Consider the following 20,868-nt stretch of genomic DNA (forward strand, 5'->3'; position numbering starts at 1 on the left):
CTTAGAGCCAACGACCGGCAGTCGACGACCGGCGACCGCTGCGCAGCTTTAGGTGGTTGGTGTACATCCATCAGCAGTCCTCCGACAGCCGGACGGGCCTTGCCGCCGGGACATTGCACCCCGACCTGCAACGGTTGCTAATAGGTCGCCACGGGTTGCAAACGCCTGTGTCTCGGGTCGCCAACGGTCCACATCCTACCCTAACTTTGCGGGATAATACAGATTGTGCTATCGACAATCTGTTGGACTTGCAGTCGGCTATTCATTCAACTTACACTTGAAACAACCAACGCGCGGTCTGCCGGGGCCTCGCACGATTTCTGATCGTGGAGAACCGCCCCGATGCCAACCGGCCAACCTAAATCCGTCACCACAACCATGCGTTTTGATGAGGACGAATTGGCGTTCCTCAAGCAACGCAGTCAGGCGATGCAACTCCGCAGCGTCACCGGGCTGGTGCGCGTTTGCCTGCGCGTGGCTTTCGGAATACCGACCAAAGAAGAGTTCAGGACCCAGCGGTTCGAAGCGCATCTGGCCCAGCTGGTGCGTATGGCAAACACTCTCAACCAGCTAACCCGTGACGCCGGTGCCGGAAAGCTTCGGCTCAATAAACGCTCCGAGGATAAGATCGAGGCGATGAAGGTCGAGATCCGGGAGTTGCGTCAGCTGTTCGAAGAGTACGCCGATGCGGCCCGCGAGCGATCGTTTACACGAGCCCTTGAGATTGAGCGGCGGGCCGAGAAGCGGCGGGCCGCGCGGGTGTCCCCCAAAGCAAAGGCCAGGGGATGACCAGCCTGACCACCGCATATGACCCGGCCTGGGAGGCCTTGTTTGGTGAGTTTCAACTCATTCCGAACCTGAAACCGCGGCCTGGTCAAAACCCTGCGCGATCGGGACGGCGGCCAGCGCAACGACCAAGCGTGTCGGGCGGGCCGACCGGGATGATCTCCAACGCTTTGATGACCCATCAGGCGTTGGTCAAAGTTGTCCGCAGTGGCGGTGTCAAGGCATCCGGGCGCCTGGGAGGGCAGCTGTCCTATATCACCCGCAAAGGCACCGTTGAGATGGAGCGCGGCGACACCGGAGAGCTGACGCATGGGATGGGCGCGCTGCGCGATGTCCAGGACGATTGGGCAAAAGACTGGGCCCGGATGGATGCGCGTACAACAAGCTACACCTATCATGTGATCCTGTCTTACCCGAAAGGCACAGACCGGGATGCCGCAAAGCAGGCCGCGCGCAGTTTTGCCGAACGGCTGACAAACGGTGAGTATGGCGACCGCTACAAATACATCATGGCCCATCACGACAACACCGGCCATCCGCATACCCATCTGGTCATCAGCAGGGCAGGGGCGTTGGGCAAGACCCTCCAGTTGAGCCGGTATGGCATTACGCCCCAGGATCTGCGCGAGCTGCAAGCCGATACCGCGCGGGACGTTGGCATTGTCCTGGCCGCCACCAGCAGATTCAGCCGCAATCTGCGCCCCAACCGGGAGAGCAGCGCCCGCATTCATGCGCGCCGCGATGGTCGGGAACTGCGCGAACGGCGCGCGCCGGGTCGACGCAGCGGGTTTCCGTTCTCTGGAATCGGTCGGCAGCAGCCCGTCGCGCCCGAAACGCTTCAGATGATGAAACATCAGCGAAACGCAGACTATGTCGCTCTGGGCAAGGTCCTCCGGTCGCATCAGGCCGGGGTCGATCAGGGTATTTTCACTACGCATTACCCCGGGCGGGCCGAGACCCTGGGCACAATTGCAACGGCTGTTCTCGGCGCAGCCAAAATCCTGTTGCCGGACGGGGTTCTTGAGACAGAGGACTTCGACATGAATGCTCAAGTCGACAAACAATTAGATCCGGCACGGGCGTCGGCCATAGACGGTGAGATGAAAGCCATTGGCAGTGATATCCGCAGCTTTATCCAGGGCATGACCATCAAGGCTGATGCAATGGAAGATGAAGACAAGCGCAGCCAGACAGAGGCGGCGATTTCCCGTGTTTTGCGGGACTATGAGCCGCTGATGGATGAAGAGACCAGGACCTTCTTTGGCAAGCGCCTGGAGCGCGATGATGACGTTGAGGTGGAGCGCGACGATACTGACCCGATCCGCCAGCGCCGGGCTGCCGAGCGCGATGCAGCAGATCCATCGCGGACGCAGCCGCTCGGAAAGGACCGTATACCAGCGGATGGTCAGGTGCTGTCCCTTTCGGATGACCCGCGCGGGTCCGCAACCAGAGCGGTGTTGACGGAAGCAGATCGAAAGGTTTCTGAGCATTTCGAAATGATGGGCATGAACGGGGATCTGGCTCTCTCGCGCATCCGCAATGGCGCGGATGTGGATCGTCAGACCCGGGAGAATTGGTTCGAACGCGATGTGCGGACCCTCGCCAATGCTTTATCCCTGAGCGAGAACCAGGCACGTGCGGATATGAAAGCAGTCTATGAGACCGCTGCTGAGATATACCGGGATGCCCGTGGAGAGATCCGCGAGATCAACCGCGCCTTCTCGGAGAACAGGGGTGATCAATATCTGGCGGATCGCGCATCCAGTGAATTGGACAAAGACATCGCCCGCGAAAAACGGCTTGGGTTTGATGCCGCATCCATCGGCGGACGTCTGGGAGAGATTGAGGCCACCGTGGACAAGCGGGTCTATGGTGAGCCGCGCGCCGATGAGACCACCGCTCGCACAGAGGGTCAGACCCGGCAGGGATCGGGGCACCCGGACTTGAAGGTCGGCGTGCGCGGCCAGATCGTGGCAACAGGATCGACGCTTTACGACACAGAGGACAAGGATAGCCAGTCGCCTTATGTCGATTTGAAAATGGAAAGCCGCGACAAACTCTACCGCGTCTGGGGTGTTGATCTGCCCGACATGATGGAGCGCCAGAACCTGGCCGTTGGCGACACTGCCACCCTGGCGCATGACGGGTTCAAATATGTCACCGTGAGAAAACGCGACAAAGAAACCGGCGAAGAGAAAGAGGTCGAAGCCAAGCGCCGCGCCTGGAAGGCCTCCGACATTGAGCGCGGGCCACGCGAGACCGATCGGTCCCATGACCATTCCGTACCACCCCGCGTGTCTTCGCCGGAGGCGGAGCGTGTAGAACAGATCGCCCGGACAGGCGTCACCGGTGTCATCGTCGACGCAAAAGAAAGCCTGGTGCGCCCCGACGATCCCAACAGTACGTCGTTCTATGTCGACATGAAGGTCGAGGGCAAAGACGCGCCGCAACGGATCTGGGGCACCGCTCTGCAGGACCAGATGGCGCGGAACAACATCTCGGTCGGCGACACCGTCACCTTTGTGGAAGTGGGCAAAGAAGAAGTCACCCGCTCGCGCAGAAACACCGAAACGGATGAAATGGAACGGGTCAATGTCACCCGGAAAGCCTGGGATGTGAAGAACATCGATCGTCAGATTGATCGTGATCCGGAGGTGCAGGAGCGCTTGCGCCGGGACCGGGCGTACCGCGCCAAGGGGGATCGGGGGATCACTCGGTGAGCCGTCATCTTCAAAGCACATTGAAGCGTGTGTTCGGAGAGCAATTGCTCTCCGATCCGTACCTGTCTGAGATTGTCCTGAACCCTGACGGGCGGATCTGGATCGAGCGCAGCGGCGAGCCTGCCATGCGCTCGCTTGACGACCCTGTGGGGGAGCACGACGCCCTGGCGCTGGCACAGGACCTGGCCGGTGGAAACCCGATTTCCAGCAAAACGCCCTTGGCCGGTTCGCAATTTGAGATCGATGGCGCGCTGTGGCGGGCCCAGGTGGCAGTCAAACCGGCTGTTGAGGATGGCGTTGCCTTTGCATTGCGCCGGGCTGTTGCGAAGGAAATGTCGCTTGATGATCTTATAAAGGGTCTACCAGATCTGGATGCCAACATGTCTGATCTGAAATCCGGTGTGGACCCGGCTGATGCTGCCGTTTTCCATGCCTACGACAATGGTGGTTTTGGTGGATTTCTGCGGGCAGCGGTCAAAGCCAAATGGAACATCCTTTTGTCAGGGGGGACGTCCTCCGGCAAAACGACTTGGTTGCGCGCCTGTCTGGCCGAGGTCGATCCGTCTGAGCGGATCATGACCATTGAGGACGTGTTGGAAATTCGCCCCAACCAGCCCAATGCCGTGTCTCTGGTGGTGAATAAAAACGCGACTAGCAGCGACCTGTTGAAAGCCTGCCTGCGATTTCGGCCGGAACGGATCATCATGGGAGAGCTGCGCGGGTCTGAGGCCTATGATTTCCTGTCCGCGATCAACTCGGGCCATCCGGGCGGCATTTCCACGCTGCACGCCGCATCCCCGGACTCCGCTCTGTCGCGTCTGGCCCTCATGGTCCTGCAGGCGGATACCGGCCTGACCTATTCCGAGATATTGGAATACTGCCGCTCGATGATCGACGTGATTGTGCAGTTTCGGAAGACAGGGGATCAGAGACGGCCGGTCGCTGTCAGAATTCTGAGATAGGACGGTCGTTTGCGGAACGGGGTGAAATGACGCTCTTAGCTATGTTCGGGTTAGCAGCCGTTTATCTTCCGTGTGGCGAACGGGTAAAGTGAGCCCGTGGCGGTCGTTGCACTTTCTCGCTGCCCGAGCCCGCAGCAGCAAATTTTCTGCACAAGCGCGAAATTCTATGACGCAGCGCGGCGGCTATTTCGGCCATTCGTGGATCACACAGCATTTTTGGCATTGTACATTTACAGGTCGAGTGACAACGCTGATCTTTCTAACCTTTCATCGTGGCTGGGTTTCGGAAACTGATTGCGCAACGCATAAAACAATGCCCGGATCTTGTACTCTACCAATCCGGGAAACGTGTCGTGAAATAATTGGGGAGCTGGACTGCAAACAGTCGTTTCAGCGTGGATCTCAAGACGACGCCCACTGTTATTTTTGCGGGGCTTCCATCCTCTGGAGAGTAGCCAATCGCTTGCCGTGTTTCGGTGATATCCCAGCGCATACCTGGGTTATCTGATATTAGGTTCAGGGCTGCGAAGGAAATATCCTTGGCATCTATTGCGGCACGCATTCCGCTTAGAAAGTCCCGATCACTCAACCACATTTCCTGACCCCACCGGCCCATCGCCATGTGTGTGCCGGGTTGGTTGTCGTGAGTCCATTGTGTCCAGCCAATGCGCAAGCAGATGACCGCCAGTCCGTGATGTTCGGCGAAGTAGGCCCCTGTCCGTTCACAGAACAGCTTTGACATGCCGTAGGCGTTTACTGGCCCTGGTGGTGTCGTGCTGTTGAGAACCTCGTGCGTAAACCTTTTGTCGCCGTGGACCCAGTTGGAGCTTGCAAGAACCACGCGGCTGACGCCCATGGCTGCCGCATGGTGATAGAGTGAAAGGGTTGCATCCATATTGTGTTTGATCGCGGAGGCCCAGGTGGCGGAGGGCTCTCGGTCACCGGCAAGATGCACAATAACGTCCACTCCCTTTAGCAAACTGACCCAACTGCTGTCGTCGGACAGGTCTGCGGTGTGAATGTCGGGATGATCAACGGGGCGAAGGTCGATGCCAGAAACGATGTAGTCGGGGTCAATTTCTAGCGCATCGAAAAGTTTGCGGCCTAGATGCCCGCCAGCGCCTGTAATCAAGACATGCATGACAGGAACTCCTTGTTGTTTGTGAGTCCCAATGGCATTTGGGATGCATTCTTGTCCGCCAAAACGTGAAACTTTTGCCGAAAACTCAGCGTTTCATTCGGTGCGAGCTTGCGTGCCGGGGAGTGCCACTCCGCTTCGCAATAGACGTAATCGCCCGAATTAAAGACCTCAAACGGATAGTCGTGTGCAAATTGATCGCCCTGTTGTGGTTCTGGTACTGAGCACATCAGCAACGGGGTATCAGAGCCGCACCGCATTAGTGTACGACCGTTGGGGTTCGGTAGCCCGACCTTGAATTCCTGCTGTCTTTTGCAATCCACAACAATGCCATTGCCGTGCGTAGCTATCATCCCTTCGGCAGAACCAAAAACAGGATAAAACGCAGGGTCCTCCATTTCGACACCGATCTTGGTGGGGGTGTTAAGCATCATGACTGACCAAATGCCGGTCAGGCGCGAGGAGGTCCCATGGTTGACCACGATGTGTTCTATTTCCCAGCTTTCCGCCGAGGTCAGCGTGATGCGGCGCGACACTGACAAGTGCGAGGTCGGGCATACTGCGCTGGTCATGTCGATACGAGTGCTGCTTCTTGAAGTGATCTGGTAAGAGCCGCTGTCCAACACGGGAAACGGAGCGCCGTTTACCCAGGATGCATCTGGGGCGATCCAAGTCTTCTCGCCGCCCCAGAGTGGAAAACCAAATTGTGGAGAGCGTGTGGGCAGATCAGTAAGCCGTGTGTCATCGACATCCAAACCGTCGAGATCTGCGTTTTGAAATAGGAGGGAGCGACCTTGGAAGTTTATATCCCATAAGCGGCCCCCGATGCCGGGCAGGAGTGTCAGCTGCAGATCGTTTTGCTGCAGGTGAAGAACGCTCCATCTGTCCGACATTTAACCCCCTCCTATCGTTTTCCCGGCGCGATAGAATGCACCGGGACAATCGCTTAGGTGTGCTTGAACTGGACGACGTTCTCGGCCGTAATCGGCATAACCCCGGTTTCTACGCGCTCGGGTAGAGGATTGATGCCAGCCGCCTTCCAATCGGGCAAGACCTTCAGCGCGTCAGTGTTTTGCCAATGCATCATGTGGAAGGCGAGAAAGATCTCAAGATAGGATTTCTGCGCCACTGCGCCGTGAATTGTGCCGTCTTCGATATAGGGAAGCATATCATCATTTCTGTCCATCGCGACGATCTTGATGTCCTTGCGTCCCGCCTCATTGACTGCAATGGCCGCGCCTTTGCCGCTGTCGCCGTCCGTGCCGCCAATGCCAACAATATCCGGGTTCGCCTGAATGGCCTGAAGGTAGGCTGTCGGCGCATAGGACGGGTCGGCCTTATCGTTGACGACGTCGACGACCTCGATATCAGGGTATTTCTCGGCAAAGATTTGTTTGTACCCTTCGACACGCTCCAATGTGGAAGGCGCAGGGAAAGTGCCGAGGATAACTTTGCCCTTACCGCCAATCGCTTGCGCCAGCATTTCGCCGCCGACACGTCCTGCCTGAACACCGTTGATACCAAGGAATGTGGACCGGGGACTGTCGGGAATATCGCCAATACAACATGTGACTGGAATGCCCGCCTCGACCGCACGTTCGACACCGGGGGCCAGAGTGGCTGGATCACCGGGGAAGATAAGAATGCCTGCGGGACGTCTTGCGATCAGTTCATCCAATTGACGTGCTTGTGCGGCCGTGTCGAAATCCAACGGGCCGGTGAATGTGGCCTTGATGCCCATCAATTCTTCAAGGTCTTCCATCGCATTGCGATAGTCCACCCAGAACGGCACCTGCGTGACGATGGACAGGAAAACATACTCCTTGCCGGCCGCTTGCGCCATGGCTTCTTTGGACAGCATGGGCAGTCCAAACGCTGCGGCCAATCCTGCGGTGGTGCCCGCTGTCAGCAGCCTGCGCCGATTCACATTCAATTCAGTCATCATAGTCTCCCTGTTTTGGATCTTTGGTTATTGTTGAGTTTTGGAAAGCTTGCGGATTAGCCCCGTTTGCTTCGGATCAGCATGTCCAAGGCGACCGCTGTAACGAGTACACCGCCGATGACGATCATCTGCCAGTAGATCGATACGGCCAGCATCGTCATAGTGTTGTTGATCAACGCGACGAAAACGACGCCGAGGAAAGCACCAAGAATAGTACCTTCGCCGCCGCGTAGGGATGCGCCACCGATGACAGCCGCCGCCAGAACCTGAAGTTCGATACCGTTGCCTGCCGTGGGCGTACCGCTCATCAGGCGGGAGGCCAGCAATACGCCCGCCAAAGCAGCCAGAATACCGGTCAGTGCGTACAGAATGATACGCACGCGTGTGACATGGATGCCTGACAACATCGCGGCCTTTTCATTGGCGCCGATGAAATAGACCTGACGGAAAAAGCGTGTATGGCGGACGGCCAGGTCAAACAGGACGACCAGCAGAATGGTGAACAAGACGATGACCGGAAAGCCGCCTATGTCGGCTTTGCCGATCCAGGCAAATGATGCAGGCAGGCTTGAAACCGAAAAACCTTCGGTCAGGACAAGAGCGATGCCACGCGCGATCGACATCGTGCCGAGGGTCGCGATAAGCGGATTGATCCCGAGGCCGGTCACCAGCAAACCGTTTACTACACCGACAATTCCACCCAGCACTAATCCGCATACCACAGCGAGCGGTATTGGCATGCCAGTCAAAAGCAGCATGGCTACGACGGTAGAAGACAAGGCCATTACCGATCCAACGGAAAGATCGAACCCGCCGGATGCAAGTAGGATCGCCATACCGATCACGATGATCGCAGTGGGGGCCATGCCCACGGCCACGGCTCGAAAGTTCGAGAAGCTGAGGAAGTAGGGATTGACGTTGGACATCACGATGATGATAGCGGCGATCAGAACGATCAGAGTCAGTTCACGAATATCGACAAAAGCTTGCAAAACACGGCGCAGCAGCGGCCGCTTCATGGGCAAGTTGGCTTGAGCGGTCATGGTCACGTCGCGACTCCTGATTGATTGGTTTGGGGTGCGTCCACAATTGGAACGGAATTTCCGGCGGCCATTTGAAGAAGCGTGGTTTCGGTTGCCTCAGCGGCTGCGATGTCTCCCATGAGGCGACCGTCGTGGACGACAAGGATGCGGGTTGAGAGAGAGACAAGTTCGGGAAAATCGGATGACACGACGAGGATGGCCATACCCTCGGCTGCTCGACGCAAAAGTTCCGTGTGGATTTGGAATTTGGCTCCGACATCGACCCCTTTTGTGGGCTCCTCAATGATCAGAAGAGCTGGCGCGCGTTTGAGCCACTTGGCCAACATAATCTTTTGTTGATTGCCCCCTGAGAGATCACCAACAAGTTCGTTAATCCCGCTGGTTTTGACACTGAAGGCGTCAATGGCTGTTTGGCTGGCTGTTTTGATCGAGCCCGCATGCATGAACCCAGCAGACGCATGATCGGAAAGACTGGCCGCGATCAGGTTGTCGCTGAGTGATTGTTCCAGAAAGAGGCCTTCAGTCTTGCGTTCCTCGGGAACAAACCCGACCCCAGCACGCATCGCCTGCCGCAAGGACGCAAAGTTAACAGGCATGCCGTGAAGTCTGATCTCCCCGGTCGCGCCATGCATCAACCCGACAATCGATCGAACAATCTCACTGCGGCGAGCGCCCATCAACCCTGCCATCCCTACAATCTCTCCGGCTTTAATGGAGAAAGAAATGTCTTCGAACTCACCTGGATGGGTTAGGTCTTGGACATGCAAAACCTCTTCGCCGTTAGCCTTACCTGACCGTGTGACATCACCGGGGTGAGCGCCGCCGATCATCTCGGCAACGACTTGTTCCTGAGAAGTTTCCGAAACCGATAAAGTGCTGATGTGGCGCCCATCTCGCAAAACGGTAATGCGATCCGAGATCTGGAAAATCTCGGCCATATGGTGGCTGACATAGACGATGCCAATCCCTTTTTTTGTCAGAGACTTTAGGACTTCGAATAGTGCGTCTACTTCGTCGGGTGCCAATGCCGATGTCGGTTCATCCAGCAAAAGGACGCGGGAATCCAACGACAGCGCCTTGGCGATTTCAACAATCTGGCGGGAGCTGATCGGCAAGTTTTCCACGGGTGTTGAGACGTCGATATCCAGACCGAATTCCGCCAGCAACGCCTCCGCACGGCGGCGCAGTTCAGGCCAGTCAACTACGCCAAACCGGGTGGGTACGCGACCCGCGTAGATGTTTTCCGCAACAGAGAGAGCGCCAGCGAGGCTGAGCTCTTGGAAAACACAGCCGATGCCCAGAGATTGCGCATGCGATGGGCTTTCGACCCGCTGTTCCTTGCCGTCGCACAGGATACGCCCAGCAGAAGGTTGGTGAAGCCCATAAAACAAGCCGAGACAGGTGGATTTTCCGGCGCCGTTTTCCCCACACAACGCGTGAACTTCGCCGGGTCTCAATTCAAAGTCGACGCCATCCAAAACAATGTTCGTGCCGAAGCTTTTGCCAACCCGATCCAGCTGGATCAGTGGCTGTAGCCCCGGTGAGTCAGGTTTCATTGCTGGCGTCATACAAGCTTCCTCCCGTCTTTTGATTGGCATCTGATATCTCAGATGTCAACTGAAAAAGAAAAGACCGGGAGGCGCCCAAGAGAAAGGGGCGGCGCCGTTTTGGCCCGCCCCCGTCACAACGAAGCTACGTTTTTTGCTAGGATGCGGTCGCTCCTTCGAGGACGATGGCGGCGCTTTTGTAGGCTTGTCTGGTGCGGTCAATATGCGCTGTGAGAAGAGATTTGATTTTGGCCATGTCGCCTTCGCGAACGGCAATGGCGATTTTCGAATGCTCATCGAAGGAGAGCTCAGTATGCTGTGGCAGCTTGGCCAAATGGGTCCGCAATGCGGCAATCTTACCGATGTAGCGCGTATAGCTCGCCGTCAGATAATCGTTCCCGGCATGTTCAAAAATCAACTGATGAAACGTGGTATCCAGTGAAAGGTAGCCCTTTTCATTGCCTCGCCTGCGTTCCTTCTCCATGTCCTTCACTACACGTTGCATGTCGTCGGCAAGACCTTCCGGGTTCCGCAACAACGCAAGTTCAAAGGCGGCAGTTTCGATAGCCTGCCTGAAATCGCAGATTTGAGTCACTTCCGGCTCAGACAGCGAAAAAACGCGTGCGCCTTTTTGAGGCTCGATACTGACCAACCCTTCGTCACGTAATTGAGCGAGTGCTTCGCGGACTGGCGATTTCGATACGCCCAGCTCTTCGGAGATTTTTCGCTCCGACAAAACCTGACCCATTTTCAGGGAGCCATCGATAATACTATTCCGCAAATGTTCCAGTGCGAGTTCACGCAAAGACTTGGGTCTCTCAAGCGCCATCTGAGGATATCTCCAAAAAAAGGTGTTGCCAGATGCAAGATATCTGATACACCAGATTAGGCAAGCTGGTATATCAGATATCAGAATGTACTTAGGAGATCAAAAAAGTGCGCGCAGAGTTGGTCGTCGATTGTAAGAACCAGCACGGGGAAGGGATTTTCTGGAATCCCGCCGATGGCCTTATCTGGTGGACCGACATTGAAGGCTGTGCGCTTTGGTCATTTGATGCTGCAACGTCAGAAACTGCCTCTCATGAGATGCCGGAGCGCGTGTGTTGCTTTGCGCCGCGCGCATCTGGCGGTCTGATTGTTGCCTATGCTGATCGAGTTGTCTTGTTCGATTCGGCCAATAGCGAGGAAACCCTCGTGGCACGATTCGAGCCGAACAATCCGGAGACACGGCTTAACGACGGGCGAACCGATCGCCAGGGGCGATTGATTGTTGGAGGCATGAACGAAGTTTCTGGTAAGGCCGATTCGTCAGTCATCCACGTCGATAAAGATTTGAGTGTACGGACAATTATCGAAGGAGTGTCTTGCGCCAATTCGACTTGCTTTACGTCCGACGGTGAGACGATGTACTTCGCGGATACCCCGGATCGGGAAATCGTCGCATTTGACTACGACACCCGCAGTGGAACCGTTTCGAACCGTCGGCAGCACGCTTCTTTCAAGGATGAGCCTGGCTTGCCTGATGGGTCCTGTGTCGATGCCGAAGGGGGCGTCTGGAACGCCGAATGGGAAGGCCATCGCGTTGTTCGCGTCGCACCTGACGGCACGATAGATCGCGTGATCGAGGTGCCGGTCTGGAAGCCCACCTGTTGCGCTTTCGGTGGCCCTGATCTCGACACGCTGTTCATCACGACCTCAAGGCTGATGAGTGACGAAACTGCTTTAACAAAAGAACCGGAATCCGGCGGCCTCTTTGCTGTGAAACCCGGCGTTCGTGGCGTGATCGACGCGCCATTCAAAGGATAACCAACGAAATTCTGGAGGAGAAAACTATGTTGAAAACGCTTATGACCACGACGCTTGCCGCGGGGTTCGCCACGCTGGCAACGGTCACTCTGGCGGAAAACTATCCAGCGCCGGTTCCACTTGAGGACGGGGCACAAGCGCCAATCAATGCGATAGAACCCAAGAACGAAACGTTCCGGATCGCGTATATGCCGCCGGCGACTGAGTTCAACTACTACATCGCCATCGGTGAAGGCATCAAAGCGGTTGCTGCTGAGGCCGGGGTCGAAGTCTTCATGCTTGCGCCCCAGTCCGGTGCGGACATCAACGGCCAAATGGGTATGATCCAGGATGTGCTGACGCAGGATGTGGATGCGATCATCTTTGGTACACACGATGAATTTGCTGCTGCACCACTGCTAAAGCAGGCAGTAGACAAGGGCATGGCGGTTCTGATGATCAATTCGGACATCCCGAACTTCCCGACACCAATTCATGGCGTTGTCGGGTACTCTCAGCGCAACGGCACACATGCTATCGCTGATTGGGCCATTGAAACTTATGGCGATAAACCATTGAAGGTCGGCATTATCGAAGGGCAGCCTGGTTATCACTCGACCGAACGTGTGGGTGGCTTCCTCGACGGTATCGAGGGCAATGAAAACTTCGACGTTGTGGTGTCTATTGACGGTAAATGGAACGTTGAGGGCGGCAACACTGCTGGTATGGATATCCTGCAGTCGAACCCCGATCTCGACATGATCTTTGCGGCGAATGACTACATGATCATTGGGGCATCCTTTGCTGCAAAAGCACTTGGCCGCAATGATATCGTCCTTTTGGGCAATGATGGCGACACGTCTGGCCTTGAAGAAGTTGCGGCTGGCAACATCACGGCAACCGTCAACACCTCACCGTTCTTGATGGGTAAAGCGGCTATGCACGCAACCATTGATGCGCTCAACGGGTCCTATCCCGGCGGCTGGATCGAAACGCCCACATCAATTGAAGACAAAGACGGTGCGATCAGCGTGCTGCAAGAGCCAGAAAAGCTCTTCCCGCAGCCGTCCAAAGAGTACTGAACTTTCTCCCCGCTTCCCGGTGGCGCGTGCGCGTGCTGCCGGGTCGCAATTCAACCGAGTTCCCCTTTTGTCGAGGCAATCGCAATGACACCCGCACCGCCCCTTTGGGAGTTTGTCGATATCACCAAGGCCTATCCTGGGGTATTGGCGAATGACAAGGTCTGCATCCGGCTTATGCCCGGTTCCATTCATGGGCTGCTGGGTGAAAACGGCTGTGGCAAATCGACCATGATCAAGACACTGTCCGGCGTGCAGCAACCCGATAGCGGTCAAATCCTGCACAATGGCAAGCCGGTCACGATCAGCGACCCGCAGGCGGCACGTGAACTGGGCGTCGCAACAGTTTTTCAGGAATTCTCGATCGTGCCGACCTTGTCGGTTGGCGAAAACATCTTCCTTGGCAATATGCCTCGGTCCCGCTTTGGCGTGATCGACTGGGCCAAGGTCCACAACGAAGCCGCGCGCGTTTTGGCGGAAATGGATGTCGATGTTTCACCCGAGACCATAACCGGCTCGCTATCGGTAGGCGAGCAACAACTGGTCGAGATCGCGAAAGCCGTCGCGATGGACGCCCGCATGATCATCCTGGATGAGCCGACAGCGGCATTGGGTGAAGATGAAATTGAGCGCCTGCACCAGCTATTGCGCACTATGCGTGAGCGCGGCACCGCTATTCTCTATGTGTCGCACAGGCTGGATGAGGTTGAACGGATCGTTGATGAAGTGACGATCCTGCGCAACGGCTGTGTGGTGCGTGCAAGTGGCGAGACCAAGATCAACGTCTCTGAGATTGTCAGCGCAATGGTCGGTGAAGACATTGGTGAGCATTATCCAAAGGAGCAGAATGCGACCAAGGATATTGTGCTGGAAGCGGCGGGTCTGGCCACCAATTCGGGCGTGAAAGACGTATCGTTTTCGTTGCATCGGGGCGAAGTTCTGGGCTTGGGTGGCGTATTGGGCAGCGGCCGCACAGAGATCGCTCGCGCCCTGTTCGGAACAGACGAGCTAACAGGCGGACAGATAACACTAAATGGCAAACCGGTTCGCTTTCGTCGGGAAATTGATGCGATCCGTGCGGGCTTGGCTCTTGTCCCAGAGAATCGAAAGTTTGACGGGTTGTTCTTCAATTTCCGCGCAAGCGGGAACGTCACCGCAGCGTCCCTTGGCGGGCTAAGCCGGTTCGGTGTCTTGAATCTTAAGGCGGAAGAACAAGCCACCCATGACCTGATCCGCGATCTGGAAATCTCAACCCAGGCTGAGGAAAAGACGGTCAACTTCTTGTCTGGTGGCAATCAGCAGAAGATTGTTATTGCGCGTTGGCTGTTTTCAGCCTCGGACATCCTGATCCTTGATGAGCCGACGCAAGGGATCGATATCGGCGCCAAGATCGCTGTTTACAAGCTGATTAACAGGCTCACGCGGGCGGGAAAATCGATCATTCTAATCAGTTCAGACCATGATGAGTTGCTTGCGATGAGCGACCGGATTGCCGTCGTGCAGCACGGAACGATAGTGCGCACGGTCGATGCATCCGACCTTACTCATGACGACCTTGTGCGCGCGTCCGCCGACACTCCTCAATCCAAGCCTAAGGAGGCTTTCGCATGAAGCGGACTTTTGACACCCAGTTGATCGGACCATTTGCAGCAATGGTGATCGTCGCATTGATCGTGGCACTTACGACCGAACGCTTCCTGAACCCGGGTAACCTTTCAAACCTGTCCCTACAGGTAAGCATCGTGGCCTTGATCGCAATCGGGTCTACGATCGTGATCTTCGCTGCGGGTATCGATCTGAGTTCCGGGTCTATGGTGGCTTTGCTGACCATGATCCTTGCGCAAATGTTGAAATTTGTCGGCATTCCACTGGTTCTGGCGTTGCCACTCATTCTCCTCATGGGCGGATTGCTTGGTCTATTCATTGGGCTGATAACAGCCTATGGGCGTATCCCGTCTTTCATCACAACACTGGCGGCGTTGATTGCCTTCAGGGGCCTTGCCCTGACCTTCAACAACGGATCGCCGATCTTTTCGCTGGATCCGGCGCTGGAGCCAATATTTTACGGCAAGCTGTTCGGTGTTCCGATGCCATTCTTCTACCTCGTGTTCTTCTACGTCCTTGCCGCGTTCACTATGAACTTCACGAAACTCGGCCGTGAGATCTATGCCGTGGGTGGTAACCCAGCCGCTGCCGTTCTGACGGGTATCAACGTACGTAAAGTTCAGACGACGACATTTGTCATCGCAGGTTTCATGACTGCGGTTGGTGCGATCCTGATGTCAGCGCGCCTCAACTCTGGTTCACCCAACTATGGCCAGACGCTGGAACTGCAGGCCATTGCCGCTGCTGTAGTTGGCGGAGCCAGCCTTGCAGGCGGCCGCGGCAACATCCTCGCCACGCTGATGGGGGCGATGACAATCGTTATCGTCCAGAATGGTTTGAACCTGAACGCTGCGCCATCTTCGGTTCAAAACATCGTGCTGGGTCTGATCATTCTGTTGGCCGTCGGCATAGACATGTGGCGCGCGGAAATTTCGGGCTTGATGGGTCGAATGTTCGGCCGCCCTTCATCGCAGCAGTCATCTAACGTTAAGAAGGAGGTCTGAGATGGATCTGGGGCTCAAAAATAAGCTGGTCCTGGTGACCGGTTCAGGTTCCGGCATCGGCAAAGCCACTGCCCGGGTCTATCTGGAAGAAGGCGCGCGGGTCATCGTGCATGGCCTGACCGGGGCGGAAGTGTCAGCCTGCGTCGATGACTTGTCACCCCTGGGCGAGGTTGAAGGCATTGCGGCCGACCTGACAAAAACCGCTGATGCGGAAACTCTGGCGGATTTCGCGCAAGCGCTCGGTGCAGTTGAAGTGCTGGTCAACAACGTCGGCATCTTTTCGGTCAAACCGTTTGAGGATCTAACCGATGACGACTGGATGCATTACTTCAACATCAACGTCCTGTCCGCCGTTCGGATGAGCCGGATCTTCCTGCCCGAGATGCTACGCCGGGGGGAAGGGTCCATCATCAATATGGCCAGTGAAGCAGCGGTCAAACCACTGCCTCAGATGGTGCACTATTCTGTCACCAAAACTGCCATGTTAGGTCTGACACGTGGCATGGCAGAGCTAACAAAAGGTACGAAAGTCCGGGTAAACTCGATCCTGCCAGGTCCAACCTGGACAGAAGGTGTCGAGGCCTATTTTGACGGCCTCGCCGATCAAAAGGGTGAGCCGCTCGACACGATCGTGGACAATTACTTCAAATCAGATGAACCCACATCGCTCATACAGCGTTTTGTCCAACCAGACGAGGTCGCCCGCATGATCGTCACGATCTCGGCCAGCTCAGCCTCCAACGGTTCTGCGCACCGGATCGAAGGCGGCATCGTTCGTAACATTCTTTAACTGCTAACAAAAGGAGCCTCCCATGGCTGCTCTTACTTTCTCACATATCGGCATCACGGTTCCGGACCTGGAAAAAGCCGTGGAGTTTTATTCCCAAGCATTCGGTCTCTATGTGCTGATGGAACCAACCGAAATCCTGCATGACGAAAGCGCCATTGGTCAGATGTGCGACGATGTGTTTGGCGAAGGTTGGGGAAGCTTCCGCATCGCGCATTTGTCGATGGGAGATGGTGTCGGCATCGAGTTATTCGAATTCCCGAGAACTGTCGAAGAGGAACGTCCGTTTGAATACTGGCGGCGCGGTTTGTTCCATTTCTGCGTGCAGGACGAGGATCTGGAAGGTCGGATCAAGGTCATCGAAGATCTAGGTGGCCGCCAGCGCATGCAACAGGTGCGTAAATATTACCCCGGCGAAAAGCCCTATCGCATGGTCTATATGGAGGACCCGTTTGGCAACATCTTCGAGCTTTACAGTCACTCGTATGAATTGACCTATTCGGCGGGTGCCTATGACTGATCGCGCCAATTTTCCCCCCAGAACGGACAGGCCCAAGGTCGTGATAACCGACTACGATTTTGGCGACGTCGCCGTTGAAACGGAAATCCTGGAAGCCGCAGGTGCCGAGGTGATTGCGCTTCAGGCCAAGCGCCAGGAAGACCTGTTCGATGTCGCGCCTTATTGCGCAGCGATGATGAACCAATATGCCCGGATCGGGAAAGAAACGATTACGCGGATGCGGAACTGCGAGGTCATCGCGCGTTATGGCGTCGGCGTAGATATCGTGGATGTCGGCACGGCGACGGAAAAGGGCATTCTCGTCACCAATGTGCAAAACTATTGCACCGAGGAAGTCGCCGATCACGCGATTGCCCTTTGGCTGACCCTGGCGCGCAAGTTGCCCGACTATGATCGGGCTACTCACGCAGGGATCTGGAAGTGGCAAAGCGGGCAACCGGTCTACCGGTTACGCGGGCGGACGATGGGTGTCGTCTCGCTGGGTAAAATCGGGCAAGCTATCGTTGCACGGGCGCAATCTTTCGGAGTTACGGTCATCGCCTACGATCCGTATTTGCCAAGAGAAGTCGCCGCGAAGATTGGGGTCGAGCTGGTGAGCAAGCCTGAATTGCTGGCAAGGTCCGACTATATCCTGATGCAGGCGCCGATGACTCCGAACACGCATCACTTTCTGTCGGATGCTGAATTCTCGGTCATGAAACCGGGTGCAATACTCGTGAACACAGGCCGTGGACCAACGGTCGACAACAAGGCCCTGTTCCGGGCGCTGACCGAAGGCCATCTGGCTGCTGCAGGGCTCGACGACCCCGAAGAAGAGCCGGCCAAGCGCGCCAACTGGACGCCTGATGACAACCCGTTGTTCACACTGCCCAACGTCCTCGTAACACCACATGCCGCCTACTATTCCGAGGAATCGATACACGCAGCACGGGTTACCGCGGCTACGCAAGTGGCCAAGGTCCTGACAGGACAAAACCCCGACTACACAGTCAATGCCGACGCATTGGCCGTATCTACCGCATAACAGGAGACAAGAATGCCAGACGTCAGCACGGACCTTAGGGTTTTTAATGATTTTGAAAGAAACCCGGAACTTCTCAAAAAATTCGACAAGGTGTTGGAGGCGTACTCTGCTGCTGCCATTTTTGCGGATGTGCAGTACCGAACCGGCGTGATGGACAGCGCCATCAAGCCCGCTTTCCGCGCCAAGGTGACAGGCCAGGCCGTGACGGTTCAGCTTTCAAAAGGCGATCTGGTCGACCCATTGAGAGCGCTTGAAATGGGACAACCCGGGGACGTGATCGTTGTGGACGCGGGGGGCGATCGTCAAACATCAGTCTGCGGTGGTCTTATGGGTGGGCTGGCCCAGAACCGCGGCATCCGCGGCATGATCGTTGATGGCACCGGGCGCGACACAGATGAGCTGGAAGACATCAACTGGCCAATCTGGACGCGTGCGATCACGCCGCGTGGCACGCACACGATGTTCTCAGAACGCAAAGAAGAGCTTTCGATCAATGTGCCAATCGCCTGCGGAGGCGTCGTCGTGAACCCTGGCGATTTCATCGTAGCTGATCTGATGGGTGTCGTCGTGATTCCACAGGAGATCGCCGAAGAAACCGTGCGCCTTGCTCAAGAGCAGGCTGACCGCGAGGAGGAAACCCGTAAATGGGTGGCCCAAGGCAAAACCGTTGAGGATCTGCTGAATGAATTCGGTCGCATCTGAGCCAGCGCTGATTGGCGTAGATTGGGGCACTTCATCGTTCCGCGCATTTCTCATTGGTGCGGAGGGCGAGGTGATCGATGGGGTCTCGTCGCCTGAAGGTATCATGCAGGTTGCGGGACAAACCTTTGAGGCAGTCCTTGATCGTCTCATCGGCCCTTGGGTCACCAAGGCTAATCTGCCGATCCTGGCTTCCGGCATGATCACCAGCCGCAATGGCTGGGTAGAAACGCAATATGCCGAAATGCCGCTGGGTGCCGGTGGTCTTGCGCGAGCGTTAGTTCCTCACGAAGCGGCCAACGGAGCGCGTATTCATTTTGTGACAGGTGCTTCGACAGAACATGCCGGAGGACCCGACGTAATGCGCGGCGAGGAGACCCAGGTCATCGGGGCATCTTCGCTCGGTTTGCGCGAAGGTATGTTCGTGATGCCGGGAACGCATAGCAAATGGGTTCAGGTTGCCGACCGGAAGATCGTGGACTTTTCGACCTACATGACAGGTGAGATCTTTTCGGCGCTGAAAGAACACACGATCCTTGGCACCTTGATGAAGGAGGACGCCTTCAGCGAAGACGCATTCGAGATGGGCGTCAAGTCGGGCCTCAGTGGTGAGTCGAACCTGCTGCACAGCCTGTTTCATGTCCGGACGCTTCCTCTTATGGGCAAAATCCCAAAGGTTGCTACGGCCGACTACTTGTCGGGCTTGTTGATCGGGACCGAGGTTGCGGCCGCGACCGGCGAATTAAAAGACGTCGGCACGATCACTGTTGTTGGACGCAGCGATTTGTCCGACCGATACGAAATAGCGCTTCGAACTGCTGGTTTCGACAGCCGTCGCGCGCCAGATGATATCGTTGCGAAAGGGCATTTTCTGATTGCTCGCGCTGCGGGGTTGGTTGGATGATTGACCTCACCGCAGCTCTTGCAGAGAACCCGCTGATTGCGATTTTGCGGGGGCTAGCACCAGAAAATGCGCGCCCGGTGTCTGATGTACTCTTCGAAGCCGGGTTTCGGATAATCGAAGTGCCACTCAACTCACCGGACCCGCTGGAATCGATAGGGCAGATCGCCGTGAAACATGGCGCTCAAACCATCGTCGGCGCTGGCACAGTGTTGACTGTGGATCAGGTCGCGGCGGTTGCTGATGCAGGCGGGCGGATCATCGTGTCGCCCAATATGAACCCGGACGTCGGGCGCGCGGCTGTCGCTCAGGATCTTTATTGGTGTCCAGGAGTCATGACGCCCTCCGAGGCCTTTACGGCGTTGGATATCGGAGCATCGGTCCTCAAATTCTTTCCGGCGGAAATGGTGCCGCCAGCTGCCATTGCTGCCATGCGCGCCGTATTGCCTGCAGACGCAGTCGTCGCTGCGGTAGGGGGCATAACGCCGGAAACGATGGCGTCGTATCATTCCGCGGGTGCAAATGGATATGGGCTGGGCTCCGCGCTGTTCAAACCGAGCTATACATTGGATGATATCGGCAGGCGCGCGCGCGCCTTCACCAGTGTATTGGAGGAACTTGGATGAAACAGGCCCTTGTAACGGGCGGTACGCGAGGGATTGGTGCAGGTGTTGCACGGTCGTTGGCAGACGCAGGTTGGTCCGTCATTGCCGCATCCGCCTCCCAATCCGAATTGGATGCATTCGAGCCTCAGGACGGGATAAAGGTGCGGCTCTTGGATGTCACAGACCAGATATCCATCAATGATGTATTCGGCGAACTCACGGGTCTCGATGCCTTGGTGAACTGCGCAGGTATTCTTCAGCGTGGCCATGAATACGACATCGATGTTTTTGCCAAGGTACTCGATGTGAATCTGACCGGGACTATGCGCTGCTGTCTTGCCGCGCATCCATTATTGGCGGAAACGCGTGGGGCTATCGTCAATACAGCCTCTATGCTCAGCACCTTTGGTGGACCTTTGGTGCCGGCCTATTCTGCTTCCAAGGGTGGCGTGGCACAGTTGACGAAGGCGCTGGCAGGTCGCTGGGCCGAAGACAGCATCCGGGTCAATGCCATCGCGCCGGGTTGGATCGAGACAGAAATGACCCAGGGCCTTCGGGAAGACCCGGCGCGAACGGCTGGGATCATGGCGCGCACGCCGATGAAACGCTGGGGAAAACCCGAAGAGGTCGGCGCGCTTGTACAATGGCTTTTGAGTGAAAACGCCAGTTTTGTGACCGGATCGATCTATCCGGTCGATGGCGGCTATCTCGCTATGTGAGG

The 20,868-nt window shown here is 56.4% G+C and carries 20 protein-coding genes; 14 read left to right on the forward strand and 6 right to left on the reverse strand.

All coding sequences use genetic code 11. The annotated features are described in order from the left end of the window. Nucleotides 1-342 precede the first annotated feature (342 nt). From D9K61_RS12295 to D9K61_RS12305, 3 genes are read left to right on the forward strand one after another with little or no spacing between them, the layout of a single operon-like run. Nucleotides 343-789 carry a hypothetical protein gene (locus D9K61_RS12295; protein WP_120633534.1) on the forward strand — a complete coding sequence of 149 codons (447 nt, stop codon included), beginning with the start codon at nucleotides 343-345 and terminating at the stop codon, nucleotides 787-789. Next, nucleotides 786-3,506 (forward strand): relaxase/mobilization nuclease domain-containing protein, encoded by a 2,721-nt coding sequence (locus tag D9K61_RS12300; RefSeq protein ID WP_120633535.1) that lies wholly within the window; start codon nucleotides 786-788, stop codon nucleotides 3,504-3,506. The genes D9K61_RS12295 and D9K61_RS12300 overlap by 4 nt, the downstream gene beginning before the upstream one ends. Further along, on the forward strand, nucleotides 3,503-4,468 hold the full coding sequence (locus D9K61_RS12305) for an ATPase, T2SS/T4P/T4SS family (RefSeq protein ID WP_120633536.1): 966 nt from the start codon (nucleotides 3,503-3,505) through the stop codon (nucleotides 4,466-4,468). Before D9K61_RS12300 ends, D9K61_RS12305 begins: the two co-directional genes overlap by 4 nt. A gap of 331 nt (nucleotides 4,469-4,799) precedes the next feature. Here the strand turns inward: D9K61_RS12305 and D9K61_RS12310 are convergent, their stop codons facing one another. From D9K61_RS12310 to D9K61_RS12335, 6 genes are all read right to left on the reverse strand, one after another. Continuing rightward, entirely contained in the window at nucleotides 4,800-5,609 is an 810-nt protein-coding gene (locus tag D9K61_RS12310; protein ID WP_120633537.1) for an NAD(P)-dependent oxidoreductase, read from the reverse strand. Then, nucleotides 5,597-6,499, reverse strand: a complete 903-nt coding sequence (locus D9K61_RS12315) for a hypothetical protein (RefSeq protein WP_120633538.1) — start codon at nucleotides 6,497-6,499, stop codon at nucleotides 5,597-5,599. Before D9K61_RS12315 ends, D9K61_RS12310 begins: the two co-directional genes overlap by 13 nt. A gap of 53 nt (nucleotides 6,500-6,552) precedes the next feature. Then, nucleotides 6,553-7,548 (reverse strand): substrate-binding domain-containing protein, encoded by a 996-nt coding sequence (locus D9K61_RS12320; protein WP_010437236.1) that lies wholly within the window; start codon nucleotides 7,546-7,548, stop codon nucleotides 6,553-6,555. A gap of 56 nt (nucleotides 7,549-7,604) precedes the next feature. After that, nucleotides 7,605-8,591 (reverse strand): ABC transporter permease, encoded by a 987-nt coding sequence (locus tag D9K61_RS12325; protein WP_174818509.1) that lies wholly within the window; start codon nucleotides 8,589-8,591, stop codon nucleotides 7,605-7,607. 2 nt (nucleotides 8,592-8,593) lie between these two features. Next, complete coding sequence (locus tag D9K61_RS12330; protein ID WP_254055758.1) at nucleotides 8,594-10,147, reverse strand: sugar ABC transporter ATP-binding protein; 1,554 nt, start codon at nucleotides 10,145-10,147, stop codon at nucleotides 8,594-8,596. Nucleotides 10,148-10,295: 148 nt separating this feature from the next. Beyond that, entirely contained in the window at nucleotides 10,296-10,967 is a 672-nt protein-coding gene (locus tag D9K61_RS12335; RefSeq protein ID WP_010437239.1) for a GntR family transcriptional regulator, read from the reverse strand. Between the two features lie 107 nt (nucleotides 10,968-11,074). On the opposite strand from D9K61_RS12335, the gene D9K61_RS12340 reads away from it, so the two are divergent. The 11 genes from D9K61_RS12340 (at nucleotide 11,075) to D9K61_RS12390 (ending at nucleotide 20,866) form a co-directional block, all read left to right on the forward strand. Further along, nucleotides 11,075-11,944, forward strand: coding sequence for an SMP-30/gluconolactonase/LRE family protein (locus D9K61_RS12340; RefSeq protein WP_120633540.1), 870 nt, complete (start codon nucleotides 11,075-11,077; stop codon nucleotides 11,942-11,944). A 26-nt stretch (nucleotides 11,945-11,970) separates the two neighbouring features. After that, nucleotides 11,971-13,005, forward strand: coding sequence for a sugar ABC transporter substrate-binding protein (locus D9K61_RS12345; RefSeq protein ID WP_120633541.1), 1,035 nt, complete (start codon nucleotides 11,971-11,973; stop codon nucleotides 13,003-13,005). A gap of 84 nt (nucleotides 13,006-13,089) precedes the next feature. Next, entirely contained in the window at nucleotides 13,090-14,613 is a 1,524-nt protein-coding gene (locus D9K61_RS12350) for a sugar ABC transporter ATP-binding protein (protein WP_120633542.1), read from the forward strand. Next, nucleotides 14,610-15,611: an ABC transporter permease gene (locus tag D9K61_RS12355; RefSeq protein WP_120633543.1), complete on the forward strand. Its 1,002-nt coding sequence runs from the start codon at nucleotides 14,610-14,612 to the stop codon at nucleotides 15,609-15,611. Before D9K61_RS12350 ends, D9K61_RS12355 begins: the two co-directional genes overlap by 4 nt. A gap of 1 nt (nucleotide 15,612) precedes the next feature. Further along, the gene (locus D9K61_RS12360; RefSeq protein WP_120633544.1) at nucleotides 15,613-16,401 is read left to right on the forward strand and encodes an SDR family NAD(P)-dependent oxidoreductase; all 789 of its coding nucleotides are present in this window, start codon (nucleotides 15,613-15,615) and stop codon (nucleotides 16,399-16,401) included. Between the two features lie 22 nt (nucleotides 16,402-16,423). Further along, nucleotides 16,424-16,918 carry a lactoylglutathione lyase family protein gene (locus D9K61_RS12365; RefSeq protein WP_058276296.1) on the forward strand — a complete coding sequence of 165 codons (495 nt, stop codon included), beginning with the start codon at nucleotides 16,424-16,426 and terminating at the stop codon, nucleotides 16,916-16,918. Further along, nucleotides 16,911-17,942 (forward strand): C-terminal binding protein, encoded by a 1,032-nt coding sequence (locus D9K61_RS12370; protein WP_120633545.1) that lies wholly within the window; start codon nucleotides 16,911-16,913, stop codon nucleotides 17,940-17,942. Before D9K61_RS12365 ends, D9K61_RS12370 begins: the two co-directional genes overlap by 8 nt. Nucleotides 17,943-17,954: 12 nt before the next feature. Then, entirely contained in the window at nucleotides 17,955-18,644 is a 690-nt protein-coding gene (locus D9K61_RS12375) for an RraA family protein (protein ID WP_120633546.1), read from the forward strand. After that, nucleotides 18,625-19,545 (forward strand): 2-dehydro-3-deoxygalactonokinase, encoded by a 921-nt coding sequence (locus D9K61_RS12380; protein WP_120633547.1) that lies wholly within the window; start codon nucleotides 18,625-18,627, stop codon nucleotides 19,543-19,545. Before D9K61_RS12375 ends, D9K61_RS12380 begins: the two co-directional genes overlap by 20 nt. Then, entirely contained in the window at nucleotides 19,542-20,168 is a 627-nt protein-coding gene (locus D9K61_RS12385) for a 2-dehydro-3-deoxy-6-phosphogalactonate aldolase (RefSeq protein WP_120633548.1), read from the forward strand. The genes D9K61_RS12380 and D9K61_RS12385 overlap by 4 nt, the downstream gene beginning before the upstream one ends. Continuing rightward, on the forward strand, nucleotides 20,165-20,866 hold the full coding sequence (locus D9K61_RS12390) for an SDR family NAD(P)-dependent oxidoreductase (protein ID WP_120633549.1): 702 nt from the start codon (nucleotides 20,165-20,167) through the stop codon (nucleotides 20,864-20,866). The genes D9K61_RS12385 and D9K61_RS12390 overlap by 4 nt, the downstream gene beginning before the upstream one ends. The last annotated feature ends 2 nt before the right edge of the window (nucleotides 20,867-20,868 follow it).

Source organism: Ruegeria sp. EL01 (assembly GCF_900313035.1).
In the GTDB taxonomy this organism is placed as follows: domain Bacteria; phylum Pseudomonadota; class Alphaproteobacteria; order Rhodobacterales; family Rhodobacteraceae; genus Ruegeria.